Origin of the sequence: Robinsoniella sp. KNHs210 (assembly GCF_000686105.1) — a bacterium.
Taxonomy (GTDB): domain Bacteria; phylum Bacillota; class Clostridia; order Lachnospirales; family Lachnospiraceae; genus Robinsoniella; species Robinsoniella peoriensis.
In genome coordinates, this window is record NZ_JMLZ01000002.1 from 4,798,101 (window position 1) to 4,815,092 (window position 16,992).

Genomic DNA, 16,992 nt, shown 5'->3' on the forward strand with positions numbered 1-16,992 from the left:
GCCAGAGTGTTTGTGTTTGAAAATTCATTCCCGCCACCTCATTCTCTATCCGGGATATCATTTGTTGATACAAAGATTGGAAATTTATGCCATTCCGTCCAGATATTCCAATATTTCACCGGCATTTGTGTCCGGTTTGGCCTTTTCAAAGACCTTTTCAATAATTCCGCTTTCGTCGATGATATAGGTGCTGCGTACTACACCCATGCCCAATTTTCCATATAATTTCTTTTCTTTCCAGACATCGTAAGCCTGTATGGCAACGAGATCCGGGTCGGATAATAAAATAAAAGGAAGATTAAATTTTTCGGCAAATTTGATATGGGACTTTTCACTGTCCTTGCTTACACCGATTACAACAACATCCTTTTCCTGGAAACCTTGATATGCACTGGCAAATGCACATGCCTGCTTGGTACATCCAGGTGTATTATCCCTTGGATAAAAGTAAAGGACTACTTTTTTTCCGGCGAAAGAGGAAAGGGTGATGGCATTGCCGTCTTTGTCATTTAAAGTAAAATCAGGTGCTTTTGTTCCTGCTGATAACATAATAAAACCTCCTTGTTTGTTCATCTGTATTATTTTCGAGTATTGAAAATTACAACATTACTTATTATAATAATACTTATTCTAACATATTATGGACAATTTTAGAAATTAATATTTTAAAGAGTATAAAATCAGTTTAGAATACATGAAGCAGAGTATTATTACGATGAATTATCCGTTTGAAGAAATGGGACATGTGACAGCTTCCAAGCTTTTAAGGCTTCTGGATGGGAAAAAATCTCATAGTCAGACATTTTTACCGGGTGAGCTGGAAATAAAAGATTCCTTCTGCCCGCCTAAGAATAACGATATTTAAAATTCAAGTCACATTCTCTGGCAGTAGTATATACTAAAAAATGAAATAATATAAAGCTGTAGGTCAAAAGTAATTGATCTATGGCTTTTTATTTTGCAGTTATAAAAGGATACAACTTAGACTATAATTTCCGCAACTTAGAAAAACCAGGTTGAAATAAAAAATGCCAGTGTGTATAGTGGGAATAGATCAAAGAGAGATTTGCGGCAGGAGGTGGAAGGGTGAAGATACATGTCAGGGAGGACAGCAGTTTAAGTGATATGGAGATTACAATTAATTGTCCAAGCGCAAATGAAAAAATAGATAAAATAATTGCCGTGTTACAAATGATGGATCATAAAATTACCGGTATCAAAGATAAACAAACCTATATATTGGATACTTCCGGAATTTTATATATTGATACCGTAGATAAAAAGACCTTTTTTTATACGGAGTCAGCAGTCTATGAGACACCGATGAAATTATATGAACTGGAAGAACAGCTTGCGGACATGGATTTTTTCCGTGCAGGGAAATCCTGTATTATAAATTTTAATCAGATTAAATCGCTGCGCCCGGATATTGATGGAAGAATTCTGGTTACTATGAATAACGGAGAAAAAGTATTTGTTTCCAGACAGTATGCAGGGACAATCAGAGAGAAGTTGGGGGTGAAATAAATGAGTGATAAAATTCTTTCAAAATACAAATTTGCTGCTCAGGTAATGATCATATTTGCGGTGGAAATCCTGGTTATTGCGATTGCAGGTGCTTTGTGGGGAGAAGAGTCAATGGATTTTTCAAATCTGTATCAGCTGGGGGGCAAAGGGATTGCGAACACCACAATTTTACAGCTTTTTATGTGTTCCATTGTACTTAATCTGGTACAGAGTATCAGTATGTCTGCTAAAATATTTCAAAATGTCATGATGCTTTGGCGTACGGTAATAATGGTTGTGCTGAGTGTGCTTGTGATTTTGATTTTTGTTATCTGCTTTGGGTGGTTTCCTTTGGATTTCTGGCCGGCTTGGGTAGGCTTTTTCATTTCTTTTGGTCTCTGCTTCCTTGGCAGTACCATACTTATGGTTATTAAGACGAAGCTGGAACAAAAGAAATACGACAGACTGTTAAAAGTTTATAAAGAGAAAAAGAAAGAAAATTAGAAGAAGGGCAGATAAGGTTGAAAGAAAATTAAGATATAGAAAGGATGCCACGGTGTGATTCTTTCAACCTGTTTTATTGTGGCAGTATTGCAGGCAAGCCTGTAATATGCAATGGGTATAAGGTTGAAAGAAAATTATGATATAGAAAGGATGCCACGGTGTGATTCTTTCAACCTGTTTTATTGTGGCAGTATTGCAGGCAAGCCTGCAATATGCAATGGGTATAAGGTTGAAAGAAAATTATGATATAGAAAGGACGCCACGATGTGATTCTTTCAACCTGTTTAATTGTGGCAGTATTGCAGGCTTGCCTGCAATATGCAATGGGTATAAATATGGGAGAGATTGTAATTCGAGATATATCGAAATCGTTCAATGAGAAATGTGTTTTGAATAATGTGAATTTAAAGATAGAAGAAGGAGAAGTGTTCGGTCTTTTGGGACCGTCAGGCGCAGGAAAAACTACATTAATTAAAATTTTGACCGGACAGTTAAAGCCGGATCTGGGGGAAGGGACCATTTTTGGAAAGTCCTGCGTACAGCTGGACAGAGAAGATTATAAGATGATCGGTATGGTTCTGGATAATAGCGGATTGTATGAACGGTTGAGCTGTTATGATAATATGTTGTTGCCGGCACGGATATACGGAGTAGAAAAAAAGAGAATTGGAGTACTGTTAAAACGTGTGGGGCTGGAAGATGCGGAGAAAAAAGCTGTGGAAAAATTGTCAAAGGGAATGCGGCAGAGGCTGGTACTGGCAAGAGCGATGCTTCATCAGCCAAAACTATTATTTTTGGATGAACCTACAAGCGGTCTGGACCCGTCGGTGACACAGACAATTCATGAGCTTTTGCTGGAACTGAAAAAGGAGGGGACAACGATATTCCTCACTACCCATAACATGGAGGAGGCTTACAAGCTCTGTGACCACGTAGCCCTGTTAAATGACGGTGGAATCGTAGAATACGGGGTACCGGAAGAACTTTGCAGAAAATACAATACCCAGAATATCATCACAATTCTGTGTAAAGATAAATCAATTGTAAAACTGAAAAATACAAGGGAAAATGCGGACAGAATTATGGAATATTTTCAGGGGGAATGCGTGGAATCTATTCATTCTTCAGAACCGGATCTGGAAACGGTATTTATGGAATTAACCGGAAGGAGGCTGCTATGAGTATACATGCAAGAGTATTACAGGCACTGTTTAGCAAACAGATAAAAGACACGGCACATAATATGCAGGTGCTGATATTATTTTTTACATTTCCGGTGATTGCAATGGTTATGACCCAGAGCATGGGAAAACAGATGGGGAATAGCGCATTTTTTATATCAATTTTTGGTGTTATGCATGGGATTTTCACACCCATCGTAGCAACTTCTTCAATGATGGCGGAAGAAAAGGAAAAAAATACACTGAGAATGCTGCTAATGTCCAACGTTAACCCAATAGAGTATCTGATTAGTACCGGTGGATTTGTGTTTCTCTGTACTATGGTTACCGGTGTGCTCTTTTTACCACTGGGAGGATATTCAGCGGCTGAAATGGTAAAATTTATGGCGGCATTGGGAATAGGAAGCATTTTATCAGTTGTTTTAGGCATGGCGATCGGTGCATATGCCAAAAATATGACGTCGGCAAACGGTCTCGCACTGCCCTTTGGGATGATCTTTGCTTTTTTACCTATGCTTGCAAAGTTTAATGACAAGATAGGACAGATTGCAAAATTCACTTATGGACATCAAATCAGCAGTTTTGTGGAAAAAATGGAAGGGATCAGCTGGGAAGGTGTACTGGTGATAGTGGTAAATTTTGCAATAATGCTTGTTGGATTTGTAATTGTGTTCCGCAGAAACCGGTTAGATGGATAAGCTGTATAAAAGCCTGGACGGTAAATAATCCAGGCTTTTACTATCCCCGGCAGGTTGACGCATCCCCTATAAAATAGTACAGTATATAAAAATACTGTTAACTACTTATGAAATGAGGGATGATTATGATAATCAGTGCAAGCAGAAGAACCGATATTCCATCGTATTATACCGATTGGTTTTTAAACCGGATCCAAGAAAAACAGGTCTGGGTCAGGAATCCCATGAATGCCCACCAGATCAGCCGGATTGATTTATCTCCGGAAGTAGTGGACGGCATTGTTTTCTGGACCAAAAATCCAAGACCAATGCTGAAAAGGCTGAATGAACTGAAAGAATATGCTTATTATTTTCAATATACGTTAAACCCCTACGGAAGGGAAATAGAAGAACACCTTCCACTGCTTAAGGATCGGATGAATAGCTTTCAGTGCCTTTCGGAAATGATCGGAAAGGAGCGTGTAATCTGGCGTTATGATCCGGTTATACTAAATGATACTTATACGGTGCAGTACCATTTAAAGGAATTTTCCAGTATGGCTGAAATGCTTGCTCCCTATACCAATAAATGTGTCTTCAGCTATTTGGATTTCTACACAAAAATGAAAAACAGGATGAAGCAGATGGGGATCCGGCCGGCAGTAAGAGAAGAAAAAGAATATCTGGCAGAAGCATTTTCAAAGGCGGCATCCCGCTATGGAATTGCGTTGGAAACATGTGCAGAAGATATCGATCTTCATAAATTCGGTATTGCTCACGGAAGATGCATTGATGACAGACTGTTGTCAGAGATCATAGACTGTCCCCTGAAGGTGGAAAAGGATAAGAACCAGAGGCTGGAATGTGGATGTGCGGCCAGCATTGATATCGGATTATATAATACCTGTAAAAATGGCTGCGTATATTGTTATGCTAATTTAAACCACGAACTTACTTTAGAAAATAATGCAAAGTATGATAGGGATTCGCCCTTGCTCTGCAGTAAACTGGGGGATAAAGATATTGTAAAGGACCGAAATGTAAAAAGTTTGAAGGAAAGACAGTTAAGCTTGTTCTCACGTGAATCGATAATCCTGTCCTAGAGAAAAAAGTGCTTGACATTGACGCAGCGTAAAGGTTTAACATGGATTTATCAGGAGGTGGATAGAAAATGGAATATAGCATTCAGAAACTGGCTAAACTGGCGGGAATCACTACCCGGACACTGCGCTATTATGATGGAATTGGTCTGCTGCATCCGGCATATGTGAATGAATCCGGATATCGCATATATGGAGAAAAGGAAGTGGACGCACTTCAGCAGATCCTGTTTTTTCGAGATATGGGAATGGAACTGTCCAAAATAAAAGCGATCACTGCAGATGTTTCCTTTAACCGGGTGAATATTTTGAGGGAACATCTGGATGTTTTAAAACAACGTCAGCAGCAAATTGATCTCCTGATTAAAAATGTTACTAAAACAATTGAAAAGGAAGAAGGGAATAGAAGCATGACTGACAGAGAAAAATTTGAAGGCTTAAAAAAAGAAATGATACAGGAAAATGAAAAACGGTATGGTGAAGAGATCAGAAAAGCCTATGGAACAGAAGCAGTGAATAAGAGTAATGCCAAAATGATGAATCTGACCATGGAAGAATATGAAAAAATGCAGATGACAGGAAAAGAAATAAACTGTCTGCTGGAGGAAGCGGTTCAGAAGAAGGAAAATCCTTGGGGAGAACTGGGACAAAAAATTGCCGGACTTCACAAAGAATGGTTGTCATACACCTGGAGCCATTATACACCGGAGGCCCATAACGGAGTAGCTGAAATGTATGTGGCGGATGAGCGTTTTACGGATTATTATGACCAGAATGTAAAGGGATGTGCCCGTTTCTTAAGAGACGCAGTTCAGGCAATGAACCAAAGTAAAAAATAGTATGAAAACAAAGTAAAATTCTATTGAAATTCTCACATAAACCAGATAGAATATTCAGTGCGTACAAATGATCATGTACCGTATTGGAGAAGAGAAAATGGTTGAAAATAATCTAGAAAAAGATAGTATTAGAAAACTTGTACTGCGCCTTGGAATTCCTTCCATGCTGGCGCAGTTTATTAATGTGTTATACAGCGTGGTAGACCGTATGTATATTGGGAATATTGATCAGATTGGAGAGATTGCCCTGGCGGGAGTCGGCATCTGCGGGCCGATCGTGGCACTTTTGTCCGCATTTGGGTCATTTGTGGGAGTGGGCGGCTCCCCCCTTATGAGTATCCGCATGGGAGAAAAGGATGAAAAATCAGCAAAGCAGATTCTGGCAAACAGCTTTTTACTGCTGCTAGTGGTATCGGTGGTACTGACGATCATATTGTTGCCCCTCAAAGAAAATCTGCTGCTGTGGTTCGGTGCCAGTGAGCAAAGCTTTCCCTATGCAAATGATTATTTTACCATCTATTTACTTGGTACCGTATTTGCGCTGATGTCCATCGGTATGAATCAGTTTATCATCTGTCAGGGATATGCAAAAGTCGGGATGATGTCCGTGATGATCGGTGCAGTTATGAATCTGGTATTAGATCCTGTATTTATCTTCGTTTTTGGTATGGGAGTAAAGGGTGCGGCAATTGCTACGGTCATTTCCCAGATGGTATCCTGCGGTTTCGTACTTAAATTTTTGTTTGGGAAAAAAGTTCCCATAGCAATCAGTTTTGGAGGATACAGTCTTGGGATTATAAGGAAGATTTCCTTTTTGGGACTTACGCCATTTATCATTATTGTTATGGACAACGTTCTGCTGATCGCCCTGAATACCGTTTTGCAAAAGTACGGCGGTCCGGACAGGGGAGATATGCTGATTACCTGTGCAACAATTGTACAGAGCTTTATGCTTATGGTAACGATGCCGCTTGGAGGAATCACGGCCGGAACCCAGACGATACTTGGATATAATTATGGAGCACGCAAATCGGACCGGGTTTTGGAAGCGGAGAAGTGGATTGTTATTTTATGCCTGATCTTTACTACTATCATGTTTGTGACGGCTCAGAATTTTGCCAGACCTTTTGTAGGGATATTTACCCAAAACGAAACATACATTCAGTTTGCAGCAAGAGCCATCCGGGTATATACTTTAGGTATCATACCACTAGCAATTCAGTACACCTTTGTGGATGGATTTACCGGTATGGGCATTGCAAAAATGGCACTACCATTGTCTACCTTCAGAAAGGTTGTGTATCTTGGCGCAGTATTCCTGCTTCCCCTGATATATGAAATCGACCAGGTGTTTCTGGCAGAGCCTGTTGCAGACGTGATTAGTGCGGTGGTTACGGGAACCTGCTATTTTGCAATGATAAAGAAAATTTTACATAGGCGGGAAACTAATGTATAAAAAGGCATCAGAATGTATGGGAGGTGTGTGGGATGTGGGTTTTATTTGCTTTTGGATCAGCACTTTTTGCAGGCATAACGGCAGTTCTGGCAAAACTTGGAATTGAGAAGACAGATTCATACCTGGTAACTGCACTTAGAACGGTAATTGTAGTGATCTTTGCATGGCTCATGGTTTTTGTGGCGGGATCTTTTCATACAATTGGAGAGATCGGCAGAAAAACTTTTGTGTTTTTAATCCTTTCCGGAATGGCTACCGGTGCGTCCTGGATATGCTATTTTAAGGCGCTGCAGCTGGGAGATGTAAATAAGGTAGTACCTATTGATAAATCAAGTACAATACTGACAATGCTTTTTGCATTTCTGTTTTTAAAAGAGGGGCTTGGCGGTATCAAGGTGCTTGCAATGGGCCTGATCGGAACGGGCACTTATCTGATGATTGAGAAGAAACATAAGGATCATGGGCTGCCCCGTGCTAAAACCCAAAAAGGCAGAGCCTGGCTGATATATGCTCTTCTCTCAGCAGTATTTGCAAGTCTTACGGCGATACTTGGCAAAATTGGGATAACTGGTGTAGAATCCAATCTGGGAACAGCAATCCGCACTATGGTTGTATTAATCATGGCATGGATCATAGTTTTCGGACTGCACAAACAAAAAGAAATAAAAGACATAGATAGACGATCCTGGATATTCATTTTTTTATCCGGGCTTACAACAGGACTGTCCTGGCTTTGTTACTATCGGGCATTGCAGGACGGACCGGCAGGCGTTGTAGTGCCCATCGATAAACTGAGTATTTTAGTGACCGTCTTTTTTGCTTACTTTGTTTTAAAGGAAAAATTAAAGAAAAGGGCTGCGACAGGACTGATTTTGATTGTACTTGGTACACTTGCTTTACTTATCTAGAAAAATGGATTAAAATATGGGTAGAATCAGAAATAAATCAGCAAGGAGAATTAGTGTGAACGGTGGAAAAGGCGGAAACAGCAAGACATACCGACAGTTAAACAGGGGACTGATGTTAAAGCTGGTTGCTACGGGAGTCTGTACTTCCAGGGCAGAGCTTGCAAGAAGAACAGGTCTTACGAAAATGGCAGTTACAAATATTGTATCGGAAATGCTGGAACAGCATTTGATTGAGGAAACCAGTGTTGTGCAGAATGAGGAAGTCGGAAGGAATCCGATCCGCTTGAAAATATCCGGACAATGCCCGAAAATCATTGGCGTACTGGTATTCAGAAGCCGTCTGGAAGTTGTTATGTGTGACTTTAGTTTAAATATCATCAGGCGGGAGACCAGAGTCATGAAGGAAGCCTGTGTGACCAACAGCGATGAGCTGATGGAACAGTTATATGAGATGATTGACAGGCTGAGGAAGAAAGAGAGGAACATACTGGGAATCGGCGTGGCATCCATTGGTCCGGTAGATGTGAAAAAGGGAATGATCCTGGAACCCCTCTATTTTTGGGATATTAAAAATATCCCCATTGTGGAACTATTGGCAGAGCGGTATCATCTCCCTGTCTTTTTAAACCATGACAATCAAAGCGGAGCACTTGCAGAGCTGTTATATGGATATGGAAATGAGTATAAGGATTTCCTGTTTCTGGGTCTGGGACGGGGAATCGGATGCGGGATGGTCATGAACGGAGATTTGTATGAAAACCAGAGCGGACTTCCGTCTGAAGTGGGACATACCAGCATTGATTACCAGGGGGAGCAATGTACCTGTGGAAATAAAGGATGTCTGGAATTATATGCAACCACTCCGGTAGTGGAAGAACGTCTGCAGAGAGAAACAAACAACAATTACCGTTTTACCCGGTTTTGCAGGGAAAGCAATGATCCGGCGGTGGAAGAAGTATTCGCCGATGTGATGAAGAAACTGGCCGCAGCGTTGGTAAATTATGTAAATATTTTAAATCCGGGTCTGATTCTTCTGGGGCATGATGGGATTTATCTGCCTGGGAATGCCATTGCAGTCCTGAAAGAGGAAGTAAACAGCCGCAGATTTTTTCACAATGCGCAGGAAATTGAAATCAAAAAAACACAGTTTGGGGCAGATGCGCAATTGCTGGGAGGAGCATGCCAGGTATTGCAGCAGGCATTTTTAGGAAAACTGCTATTTTAAAAAATATTTTTTTAGTTGAAATGTATATTGACTTTACTATTTTAATTAATTATAATAAATGTAATTAGTAAAGGCGATTTACATATATAATATTACTATAAATAACCTTAAAACAATTGGAGGTAAAAAAATGGATGTTATTTGTGTTGGAGAAATGTTAATAGACTTTATTCCGGGAAACGAGCCGTTTAGTTATATCAGAAAGGCTGGCGGAGCGCCGGCAAACGTTGCTATTGCAATCGGGAAAAATGGTTTAAAGGCCGGATTCTGCGGCAAAATGGGAAATGACGATTTTGGACGTTTTCTGGTAGATACTTTAAAAGAAAATAATGTGGAAGTTTTATGTGAAGAGTTGACAAAGGATGCCGTTACGACTATGGCATTTGTAACTCTGGCGGAAGATGGAGACCGCTCCTTTACATTTGCAAGAAAGCCGGGGGCAGATACCCTGCTTACGATAGATGATGTTAAGAACGCAAATATAGAAGACAGCAAAATGGTACATGCAGGTTCCTGTTCCCTGTCCCAGGGAACCGCAGTGGACGCTACCGTCTATGCAATGAAAGCGGCTCATGAGAACAACAAGCTGGTAAGCTTTGATGTAAATTACCGCAATGTAATGTGGGATGATGATATTGATGCATGTGCGGCTAAAGTTCGGGAAGTACTGCCTTATGTGGATCTGCTCAAGATTTCGGAAGAAGAAGTAGATATGATGGGCGGTGAAGAAAATATTCTGGCGCTTATGAAGGAAAATGGAATTACGGTTGTAATTGAGACATTAGGTGCAAAGGGGGCAAAATGCTTCTTTGGCGGTGAAGTACGCGAGATTCCCGGCAGAAAAGCGAAAGCAGTAGATGCTACCGGCGCCGGCGATGCATTCTGGGGCGGATTTTTATCCAGTATCCTGATACAGGGTGCGGAGAAAAAAGAGGATATTGCCTTAGAGAATATTTTAAAAGCAATGGAATATGGAAATGTTGCAGGATGGATCTGCGTACAGACTAAGGGGGCAATTGATTCCCTTCCTACAAGAGCTCAGATTGAGGAATATTTGTAATATAAAATGATCTGTTAGAGGGGTTTGACACATTTGGCAACAAAATAAATAGCGGAAATGATCCGCGGATAAGTATAAGGAGAAGGCAGAATATGAAACGATCAAAAATCAATGCAGTTATTAAAGACATGGAAGCATTAATCAAAGAACATGGTTTTGAAGTCCCGCCATTTTGCAAATGGACAGCAGAAGAATGGAAAGATAAAGGAGCGGAATACGATGAAATCCGCGACAATATGCTGGGATGGGATATTACAGATTACGGACTCGGAAAATTTGATGAAGTAGGCTTTGCTTTAATCACTATCCGTAACGGTAATTTAAAAAATGATAAGTATACGAAAACCTACGCAGAAAAGCTTCTGATGGTAAATGAAGGCCAGATGGCTCCTATGCATTTCCACTGGAATAAGATGGAAGATATTATCAACCGCGGCGGCGGAAATGTCCTGATCCGTGTTTATAATTCAACGGAAGACGGAGCATTTGCAGATACGGATGTTACAGTCAACTGCGATGGCAGAGAATTTAAAGTACCTGCCGGAACCCAGGTTCGCCTGACTCCGGGAGAAAGTATTACCATTTATCCATATATGTATCATGATTTCAATGTAGAAGAAGGAACAGGCGCCGTGCTGCTGGGAGAAGTATCTATGTGCAACGATGATGAAAATGACAATCGTTTCTACGATCCGATTGGCAGATTCCCAACAATCGACGAAGATGAACCTGCCTACAGATTACTTTGTACGGAATATCCAAAGGCATAGAGCCAGCAAGTCAAAATATAATAGATTTTATAATAAATTTATAGGAATATAAAGTAGAGAATAAAGTAGAGAATAAGGTATACGGATATAGTAAAAAGGTATTGCGTTTAAATAAAATGCAATACCTTTTTACTATATCCGTTTTTATTTTGCTCGAGTGAATCTTTTTAATAAACCATGCAACAGAAGAGGAAAATTTATACACTTATTTATAAAACAAAAGTTTTGTATTTTAAATACAAATTCAAACAAGGGGGAAGAAAAATGAAAAAGAATTGTAAGAAGATCGTTCGTATGGCGGTGTGGGCATTCGTATTGGTAATTGGCATCGGATTATGGATGAATGGATGTGAAAAAAAGCAGGAAGAGGTTAAAAAGGAAAGAATAGGGGTGATTGCTCAGATTATGCCGGGATATGAGCCAGGAAAAGGTGATCCGGATCAGGAACCACAGACCGTGCTGGGGATTTTACCGGAAGAGAAAGAAGACGAAGACGATGATGACCTGGAGGCGATCCCTCGTGAACCGGCAAAGATACAAGGCATGTATTTGCAGCTTAGTGAAAGTGCTTATTATTTTGCAGATGTAGAAAGTAATTCCTTATTTAGTCTGGTCATGACAGATGAGAATGAAATCCATAACCTGAATGGTGAACAGATTTCTTTTGAGGAACTTAAGACAGGGAATATTGTAGATATCTATTATACAGGAGGTATGATGGAATCTTATCCCATGGTTTGCGACAGGGTTATAAAAATGCAGGTCGTAAAGGAAGGCAGTGAGGCAGATGCTGCTGCCAATCTGGAACAGGCAAAGAATTTTTATTGTGAGCCGGATCCAAATGAGAAGCCGGGGCTGCAGATTCAATACATTCCGGCGGAGGGAATGGAAGCCTCTTCCAATATTTCCTACAGGGCTTATGAGTGGACGGTTACCAATGAAGATGGAACGGAAAATGTTGAAAAAGCAGATAGTAAACCGGCAATTCAATATGAGAATCTGGAAGAAGTCGAAATTTCCGCAGATACCCAGGAACTAAAACTTGTTTTCAGTAAAGACCCGGAGGAAATAATTGTCCAAAGATGGAAGGCAGAAGACAGAGGACAGGACCAGGCTAAACCCGGTGAGCCGGTATTGGCCACAAGAAGAGACAAAATATGGATGATCCCAAAAGGAGAAGTCGGGTATGTGTATGAAGTCACCGGAAAGTGGGGAGAAGATTTTGTCGTATATGGATTTTTAATCAGGAGGCGCTAATAAATGCAGTGCCTTGAAATTCACCATGGTGTGTCTTAAAATTCATTCCCGCCATCTGCACACCCCACTTTGCGGCATATTTGCCATGAATACAGGTTAAGCAATTTTCAGATAAGCTCTGGTCCGCCCCCTTCTCTTTCCGAGATAGCATTCGTTGATACAAAGCTGGTTTTCTCAGCATGATGCACCCCCGGGGTTGTGGCATGCCGGACGCGATTGACGTAAAGCAACTGATCTTGAGAACGGAATTTGTTTTTCATTCTCTAACCAGAAAAAGGAGCAAACTTCCATCTTCTTTTACGCAAACAGCCCAAACATACTGAGCATCATCCAATAAAGAACAGCCCGTAACAGCCCAGGGGTTCCAACCGGCTGAGAAAACCAGCTTTGTATCAACGAATGCTATCTCGGAAAGATGGGTGTGGGAAACTGGCATGGGCGGAGGAAGCGTAGAGCAGAGCTGAGTATTTTACTTACCTTTTCGAAGTGTTTTTTGGCGGATAGTATTCGACTGGCTCCCATCGGATACTAAGCGGGCAGTGAGCTGCGAAATGCATCAGGATTTCGGAGCGAATGCCCGCGTGCCGCCAAAAAGCGCTTCGGAAAGGTTAGAAAATACCAGTTCTGCGGCCAGCTGACGGAGCCCATGCCAGTTTCCCACACCCATCTTTCCGTACACTACCTACATCTACAAAGCGTCTTAATCAGCTAAACCCAAATTTAAGATAAAATTATTCGCTATAGCTCTAAAGTAAAAATTTAGGATATAATTTGACGCTCTCGAAATCCTATGATAAACTAATTAAATATGGTAACAAATGAAACCTTGATACGATATCCAGGGAGCTTGTATGACAGGCTGAGAGGAAGTTATGAACTTCGACCGGTGACCTGATTTTAGGAAACAGTATCAGGGACAAGTCTTGCATCTTCCTGCAGGACTTCTTTTATTTTGCAGGATTATTTGCAGATGTATCATGGATTCTATGATTCATGTGGTTAATATAAGAAGAAATAAGGAGATACCGATTATGAAAGTTAGTGGAAGAGATCTGAAACTGTATGCAGTAACAGACCGTAAATGGGTGGGAGAGCAGTCGCTGGAAGAACAGATAGAGGAAGCGCTGGCTGCCGGGGTTACTTTTTTACAGCTCAGGGAAAAACATATGGAAAAGGACGAACTTCTGGAAGAAGCGAAGCGCATAGGTGAGATTGCAAAGCGTCATCAGGTGCCTTTTTTAATTGACGATGATGTTGAAATGGCAATTGCCTGCGGTGCAGACGGTGTACATATCGGACAAAAAGACATGCCGCCCAAAAGAGCAAGAGAACTTCTAGGAGAAGATAAAATACTTGGGGTCACCGCCAGAACATTAGAACAGGCGAAAAGCGCATGGGAGCAGGGCGCGGATTATCTTGGAGTAGGGGCTGCATTTCCCACATCTACCAAAGACGATACGGAAGTGATTACAAAAGAGACAATCCGGGAGATCTGTGAAGCAGTGCCGATTCCGGTTGTGGTGATCGGCGGCATTACAAAAGAGAAGATCAAGGAACTTCGGAACTGTAAAGCTGCCGGAGTCGCTGTGGTATCAGCGATATTTGCAAGCGAGGACATTACCGGGGCGGTGAAAAGTCTGAAAAAAGAGGTGGAAGAAAATCTATGGGCAGATTAGGAGAAATCGAAGGAGCTATTTTTGATATGGATGGAACACTACTGGATTCCATGGCCATGTGGGAAAATATGGGCAGTATTTATGTGAAAAAGAAAGGGAAAGTACCTGCTCCGGATCTGGATGAAGTTATAAAAGATATGAGCTTTGAGGAATCAGCCCGATATATAAAGGAGCAATATCAGTTCCAGGAAGATATTAAGACAATGATGGATGAAGTGAATCTAATGGTGCAGGAGAATTATCAGGGGAAAATTCAGGGGAAGCCATTTGTAAAAGAGTTTTTGGAGAGCTTGAGAAAAAAGGGGGTTCCCATGTGTGTAGCAACGGCGACGGATGAGCCGTTGGTGAAAACTTGTCTGAAACGATTAGATCTTCTGAAATATTTTAAGGAAATATTTACCTGCAGAAAAGTAGGGGCGGGGAAAGAACGGCCTGATATCTATGAAGCGGCGCTCTCAGAACTGGGAACGAGTAAGGAAAAGACGTTTGTTTTTGAAGACGTTCTTCATGCAGTTAAGACTGCAAAACAGGCGGGATTTCCGGTGGCGGCTCTCTATGATGAAAGTTCCAAAAAGGATTGGGAAGAGATTACAGGGCTGGCAGATATTTCAGCAGTATCTATGGGAGAATTTATTTCAGGATGACCTGGAGCGTGTCTTAGAATTCATTCCCGCCATCTGCACGCCCCATTTTGTGTCATATTTGCCCCGAATTCAGGTTACGTAGCCCGCTATGTGCCCTTCATCCGGGACAAATCTCCCACAAACTGTGACGCGCAGCTGTCAGAAAGCAATTATCAGACACGCTCTGGAGAATATGAACCCGGGTTTCCCAAGGAGACAGGAAATCTGGAAGTGGGCAGTGCAGCAATGAAAATATATAATGGACAGAGGACAACAAAATGAAGAAAATACTTACAATAGCAGGTTCGGACTGCAGTGGCGGAGCGGGGATACAGGCAGATATTAAAACAATCACAGTACATGGAATGTATGCCATGAGCGCTGTTACAGCGTTGACGGCACAAAATACGATGGGGGTATTTGGAATAGAAAAATGTACACCCCAATTTTTGGAACAGCAGCTGGACTGCATATTCCGGGATATTTTTCCGGATGCGGTTAAAATCGGAATGATTCCGGATGCCGGACTGATTCAGTCTGCAGCAGGAAAACTTGCGGAATATGGAGCATTTCGTATTGTTCTGGATCCGGTTATGGTCTCAACCAGCGGCAGAACGTTATTAGAAAAAGAGGCAAGAGATGCGTTCATGAAAAAATTATTGCCGCTGGCTGCTCTCGTTACACCGAATATACCGGAAGCAGAAGAGATGAGTCAGATGAAAATAGAAAGTCCAGGCGATATGGAGACAGCAGCCAGGGTGATCTCCGGTTTCTATGATGGTGCCGTGCTGATTAAGGGCGGGCATCAAAAAGAGACTGCCAATGACCTTTTGTATGAAAATGGAAAAGCAACCTGGTTTTACGAAAAGCATATGGATAATCCGAACACCCATGGAACTGGCTGTACTCTGTCATCTGCAATTGCCTGCCAGCTGGCAAAAGGATATAATATGGAAGGCAGCCTGAGGCGCGCGAAGGAGTATCTATCCGGTGCTATCCGGGCAAATCTGGATTTGGGACAGGGCGCAGGACCTTTGAACCACTGTTACCGTATTTAATAATTAATGCATGATATAGCAAGTGGAATCACGTTCAACGAAGGCAGGGCGCATTTCAATCCGGCTGATGGGAACACCTTTGATCAGGCTATCCACAAGAATAAATGCACTTTTACCAAGATCTACCCGGTTTTGGCGGACCGTAGTCAATGCCGGGGTCAGATATCTGGCTAGGGGAAGGTCATCATATCCGGTAACACTGATGTCCTCGGGAACCTTTTTCCCCATATTATAAAGTTGTTTAATTACGCCGGATGCAATAAAATCGCTGGCGCAGATAATCGCAGTTGCTCCTTTTTCCAGAAAATGAGGTACATATAAGGGAGCGCAGTCTACATGGTAATCACCATAAGCAATCAGGTCTAAATCAAGATCTATTTTATTTACCCACAGAAAATGTTTGTACGCATTCAGACGGCGTTCCGTAATCATAGAATCCTGGTTACCGCAGAGCATGGCGATCCGTTTGTGCCCTTTTGCGGCGAGATGGTTAACCACACCTTTCATGCCTTCAAAATTATCGGTACCTACATATCCGACCCAGGGATTGTCTTCAATGTAATTATCTAAAAGCGCCGTAGGAACTTTGGTATGGTTCAGCTGTTTTAAATAGTCATCGTGAAGGCGGAAACCAAGAAGAAATGCTCCTGAATAGCCATTTTTTAACATAAAGGTATCATATTTCTCACGGGTCTGCATAGAAAGGTTGGTGGGAACAATCGTAACCTCATAGTCGTTGCGGACTGCAGCCTGTTCAAAGCCGGAGATAATTTCATAACCAAACTGGTCTACATTATCATAGTTCATATCTTCAACCATAATGCAGATTTTGCGCATTACTTTGCCCTGCAGGGATTTTGGTTTATATCCCAGTTCCACCGCGGCGTCCAGTACGGACTGACGCATTTTTTCACTAATGTCGCTTGCACCGTTCAGGCCTTTGGAAACGGTGGCGGGTGAGATGCCTAATTTTTTTGCTATATCTTTAATTGTCGCCATAAGATTTCCTCCGAGTAACGAACTTTCTGGCAGTTCGAAAATTATATTGACAATATACCATAAAAATGATAATATGGCAATGAAAAGTTTCGAAAAGTTTCGAAAAACTGATATGAAAATTACGAGAGCCATTTATGAATCAGGAGGTAATAG

21 protein-coding genes are annotated in these 16,992 nt (G+C 41.5%); 17 read left to right on the forward strand and 4 right to left on the reverse strand.

Features of this window, described 5'->3' with window-relative positions:
• Window positions 1-84: 84 nt before the first annotated feature.
• On the reverse strand, window positions 85-549 hold the full coding sequence (gene bcp, locus CD03_RS0127375; protein ID WP_027296353.1) for a thioredoxin-dependent thiol peroxidase: 465 nt from the start codon (window positions 547-549) through the stop codon (window positions 85-87).
• 145 nt (window positions 550-694) lie between these two features.
• On the opposite strand from bcp, the gene CD03_RS38105 reads away from it, so the two are divergent.
• From CD03_RS38105 to CD03_RS0127440, 13 genes are all read left to right on the forward strand, one after another.
• Window positions 695-865 (forward strand): hypothetical protein, encoded by a 171-nt coding sequence (locus CD03_RS38105; RefSeq protein WP_156043045.1) that lies wholly within the window; start codon window positions 695-697, stop codon window positions 863-865.
• Window positions 866-1,086: 221 nt separating this feature from the next.
• Window positions 1,087-1,527 carry a LytTR family DNA-binding domain-containing protein gene (locus tag CD03_RS0127385; RefSeq protein ID WP_027296354.1) on the forward strand — a complete coding sequence of 147 codons (441 nt, stop codon included), beginning with the start codon at window positions 1,087-1,089 and terminating at the stop codon, window positions 1,525-1,527.
• Window positions 1,528-2,010, forward strand: coding sequence for a hypothetical protein (locus CD03_RS0127390; RefSeq protein WP_027296355.1), 483 nt, complete (start codon window positions 1,528-1,530; stop codon window positions 2,008-2,010). It begins immediately after the preceding gene.
• Window positions 2,011-2,300: 290 nt separating this feature from the next.
• Window positions 2,301-3,191: an ABC transporter ATP-binding protein gene (locus CD03_RS0127395; RefSeq protein ID WP_330377411.1), complete on the forward strand. Its 891-nt coding sequence runs from the start codon at window positions 2,301-2,303 to the stop codon at window positions 3,189-3,191.
• Window positions 3,188-3,889 (forward strand): ABC transporter permease, encoded by a 702-nt coding sequence (locus CD03_RS35045; RefSeq protein ID WP_052378008.1) that lies wholly within the window; start codon window positions 3,188-3,190, stop codon window positions 3,887-3,889. The genes CD03_RS0127395 and CD03_RS35045 overlap by 4 nt, the downstream gene beginning before the upstream one ends.
• A gap of 125 nt (window positions 3,890-4,014) precedes the next feature.
• Entirely contained in the window at window positions 4,015-4,971 is a 957-nt protein-coding gene (locus CD03_RS0127405) for a DUF1848 domain-containing protein (protein WP_027296357.1), read from the forward strand.
• Between the two features lie 68 nt (window positions 4,972-5,039).
• Window positions 5,040-5,807, forward strand: coding sequence for a MerR family transcriptional regulator (locus CD03_RS0127410; protein WP_027296358.1), 768 nt, complete (start codon window positions 5,040-5,042; stop codon window positions 5,805-5,807).
• A 73-nt stretch (window positions 5,808-5,880) separates the two neighbouring features.
• Window positions 5,881-7,263: an MATE family efflux transporter gene (locus CD03_RS0127415; RefSeq protein WP_242849164.1), complete on the forward strand. Its 1,383-nt coding sequence runs from the start codon at window positions 5,881-5,883 to the stop codon at window positions 7,261-7,263.
• Between the two features lie 32 nt (window positions 7,264-7,295).
• Window positions 7,296-8,171 carry an EamA family transporter gene (locus CD03_RS0127420; protein ID WP_027296360.1) on the forward strand — a complete coding sequence of 292 codons (876 nt, stop codon included), beginning with the start codon at window positions 7,296-7,298 and terminating at the stop codon, window positions 8,169-8,171.
• A 55-nt stretch (window positions 8,172-8,226) separates the two neighbouring features.
• Window positions 8,227-9,396 (forward strand): ROK family protein, encoded by a 1,170-nt coding sequence (locus CD03_RS0127425; RefSeq protein WP_052378009.1) that lies wholly within the window; start codon window positions 8,227-8,229, stop codon window positions 9,394-9,396.
• Window positions 9,397-9,526: 130 nt separating this feature from the next.
• Window positions 9,527-10,456 (forward strand): carbohydrate kinase family protein, encoded by a 930-nt coding sequence (locus CD03_RS0127430; protein WP_044289710.1) that lies wholly within the window; start codon window positions 9,527-9,529, stop codon window positions 10,454-10,456.
• 92 nt (window positions 10,457-10,548) lie between these two features.
• The gene (locus CD03_RS0127435) at window positions 10,549-11,226 is read left to right on the forward strand and encodes a D-lyxose/D-mannose family sugar isomerase (protein ID WP_027296363.1); all 678 of its coding nucleotides are present in this window, start codon (window positions 10,549-10,551) and stop codon (window positions 11,224-11,226) included.
• 264 nt (window positions 11,227-11,490) lie between these two features.
• Window positions 11,491-12,483 carry a hypothetical protein gene (locus CD03_RS0127440; RefSeq protein ID WP_027296364.1) on the forward strand — a complete coding sequence of 331 codons (993 nt, stop codon included), beginning with the start codon at window positions 11,491-11,493 and terminating at the stop codon, window positions 12,481-12,483.
• Here the strand turns inward: CD03_RS0127440 and CD03_RS40210 are convergent.
• Complete coding sequence (locus tag CD03_RS40210; RefSeq protein WP_442969730.1) at window positions 12,470-12,688, reverse strand: DUF6783 domain-containing protein; 219 nt, start codon at window positions 12,686-12,688, stop codon at window positions 12,470-12,472. The genes CD03_RS0127440 and CD03_RS40210 overlap by 14 nt on opposite strands.
• Before the next feature lie 351 nt (window positions 12,689-13,039).
• Window positions 13,040-13,162: a hypothetical protein gene (locus CD03_RS39065; RefSeq protein WP_255348096.1), complete on the reverse strand. Its 123-nt coding sequence runs from the start codon at window positions 13,160-13,162 to the stop codon at window positions 13,040-13,042.
• A 352-nt stretch (window positions 13,163-13,514) separates the two neighbouring features.
• Here CD03_RS39065 and thiE point away from each other — a divergent pair, with 352 nt between their 5' ends.
• The 4 genes from thiE to thiD are packed head-to-tail and all read left to right on the forward strand — an operon-like array spanning window position 13,515 to window position 15,840.
• On the forward strand, window positions 13,515-14,159 hold the full coding sequence (thiE, locus tag CD03_RS0127455) for a thiamine phosphate synthase (RefSeq protein ID WP_027296366.1): 645 nt from the start codon (window positions 13,515-13,517) through the stop codon (window positions 14,157-14,159).
• Window positions 14,147-14,803 carry an HAD family hydrolase gene (locus tag CD03_RS0127460; protein WP_027296367.1) on the forward strand — a complete coding sequence of 219 codons (657 nt, stop codon included), beginning with the start codon at window positions 14,147-14,149 and terminating at the stop codon, window positions 14,801-14,803. Before thiE ends, CD03_RS0127460 begins: the two co-directional genes overlap by 13 nt.
• Before the next feature lie 18 nt (window positions 14,804-14,821).
• Window positions 14,822-15,064 (forward strand): DUF6783 domain-containing protein, encoded by a 243-nt coding sequence (locus tag CD03_RS39665; RefSeq protein ID WP_334291704.1) that lies wholly within the window; start codon window positions 14,822-14,824, stop codon window positions 15,062-15,064.
• Complete coding sequence (thiD, locus tag CD03_RS0127470) at window positions 15,061-15,840, forward strand: bifunctional hydroxymethylpyrimidine kinase/phosphomethylpyrimidine kinase (RefSeq protein ID WP_027296368.1); 780 nt, start codon at window positions 15,061-15,063, stop codon at window positions 15,838-15,840. The genes CD03_RS39665 and thiD overlap by 4 nt, the downstream gene beginning before the upstream one ends.
• Before the next feature lie 3 nt (window positions 15,841-15,843).
• On the opposite strand, the gene CD03_RS0127475 is transcribed toward thiD, so the two are convergent.
• Window positions 15,844-16,839 (reverse strand): LacI family DNA-binding transcriptional regulator, encoded by a 996-nt coding sequence (locus tag CD03_RS0127475; RefSeq protein ID WP_027296369.1) that lies wholly within the window; start codon window positions 16,837-16,839, stop codon window positions 15,844-15,846.
• Window positions 16,840-16,992 lie beyond the last annotated feature (153 nt).

Bases quoted from the DNA above. Each gene is read 5' to 3' on its own strand.
- bcp (WP_027296353.1), bottom strand. From the start codon at position 549: ATGTTATCAGCAGGAACAAAAGCACCTGATTTTACTTTAAATGACAAA.
- CD03_RS38105 (WP_156043045.1), top strand. From the start codon at position 695: ATGAAGCAGAGTATTATTACGATGAATTATCCGTTTGAAGAAATGGGA.
- CD03_RS0127390 (WP_027296355.1), top strand. From the start codon at position 1,528: ATGAGTGATAAAATTCTTTCAAAATACAAATTTGCTGCTCAGGTAATG.
- CD03_RS35045 (WP_052378008.1), top strand. From the start codon at position 3,188: ATGAGTATACATGCAAGAGTATTACAGGCACTGTTTAGCAAACAGATA.
- CD03_RS0127405 (WP_027296357.1), top strand. From the start codon at position 4,015: ATGATAATCAGTGCAAGCAGAAGAACCGATATTCCATCGTATTATACC.
- CD03_RS0127410 (WP_027296358.1), top strand. From the start codon at position 5,040: ATGGAATATAGCATTCAGAAACTGGCTAAACTGGCGGGAATCACTACC.
- CD03_RS0127415 (WP_242849164.1), top strand. From the start codon at position 5,881: ATGTACCGTATTGGAGAAGAGAAAATGGTTGAAAATAATCTAGAAAAA.
- CD03_RS0127420 (WP_027296360.1), top strand. From the start codon at position 7,296: ATGTGGGTTTTATTTGCTTTTGGATCAGCACTTTTTGCAGGCATAACG.
- CD03_RS0127430 (WP_044289710.1), top strand. From the start codon at position 9,527: ATGGATGTTATTTGTGTTGGAGAAATGTTAATAGACTTTATTCCGGGA.
- CD03_RS0127435 (WP_027296363.1), top strand. From the start codon at position 10,549: ATGAAACGATCAAAAATCAATGCAGTTATTAAAGACATGGAAGCATTA.
- CD03_RS0127440 (WP_027296364.1), top strand. From the start codon at position 11,491: ATGAAAAAGAATTGTAAGAAGATCGTTCGTATGGCGGTGTGGGCATTC.
- CD03_RS40210 (WP_442969730.1), bottom strand. From the start codon at position 12,688: ATGCCACAACCCCGGGGGTGCATCATGCTGAGAAAACCAGCTTTGTAT.
- thiE (WP_027296366.1), top strand. From the start codon at position 13,515: ATGAAAGTTAGTGGAAGAGATCTGAAACTGTATGCAGTAACAGACCGT.
- CD03_RS0127460 (WP_027296367.1), top strand. From the start codon at position 14,147: ATGGGCAGATTAGGAGAAATCGAAGGAGCTATTTTTGATATGGATGGA.
- thiD (WP_027296368.1), top strand. From the start codon at position 15,061: ATGAAGAAAATACTTACAATAGCAGGTTCGGACTGCAGTGGCGGAGCG.
- CD03_RS0127475 (WP_027296369.1), bottom strand. From the start codon at position 16,839: ATGGCGACAATTAAAGATATAGCAAAAAAATTAGGCATCTCACCCGCC.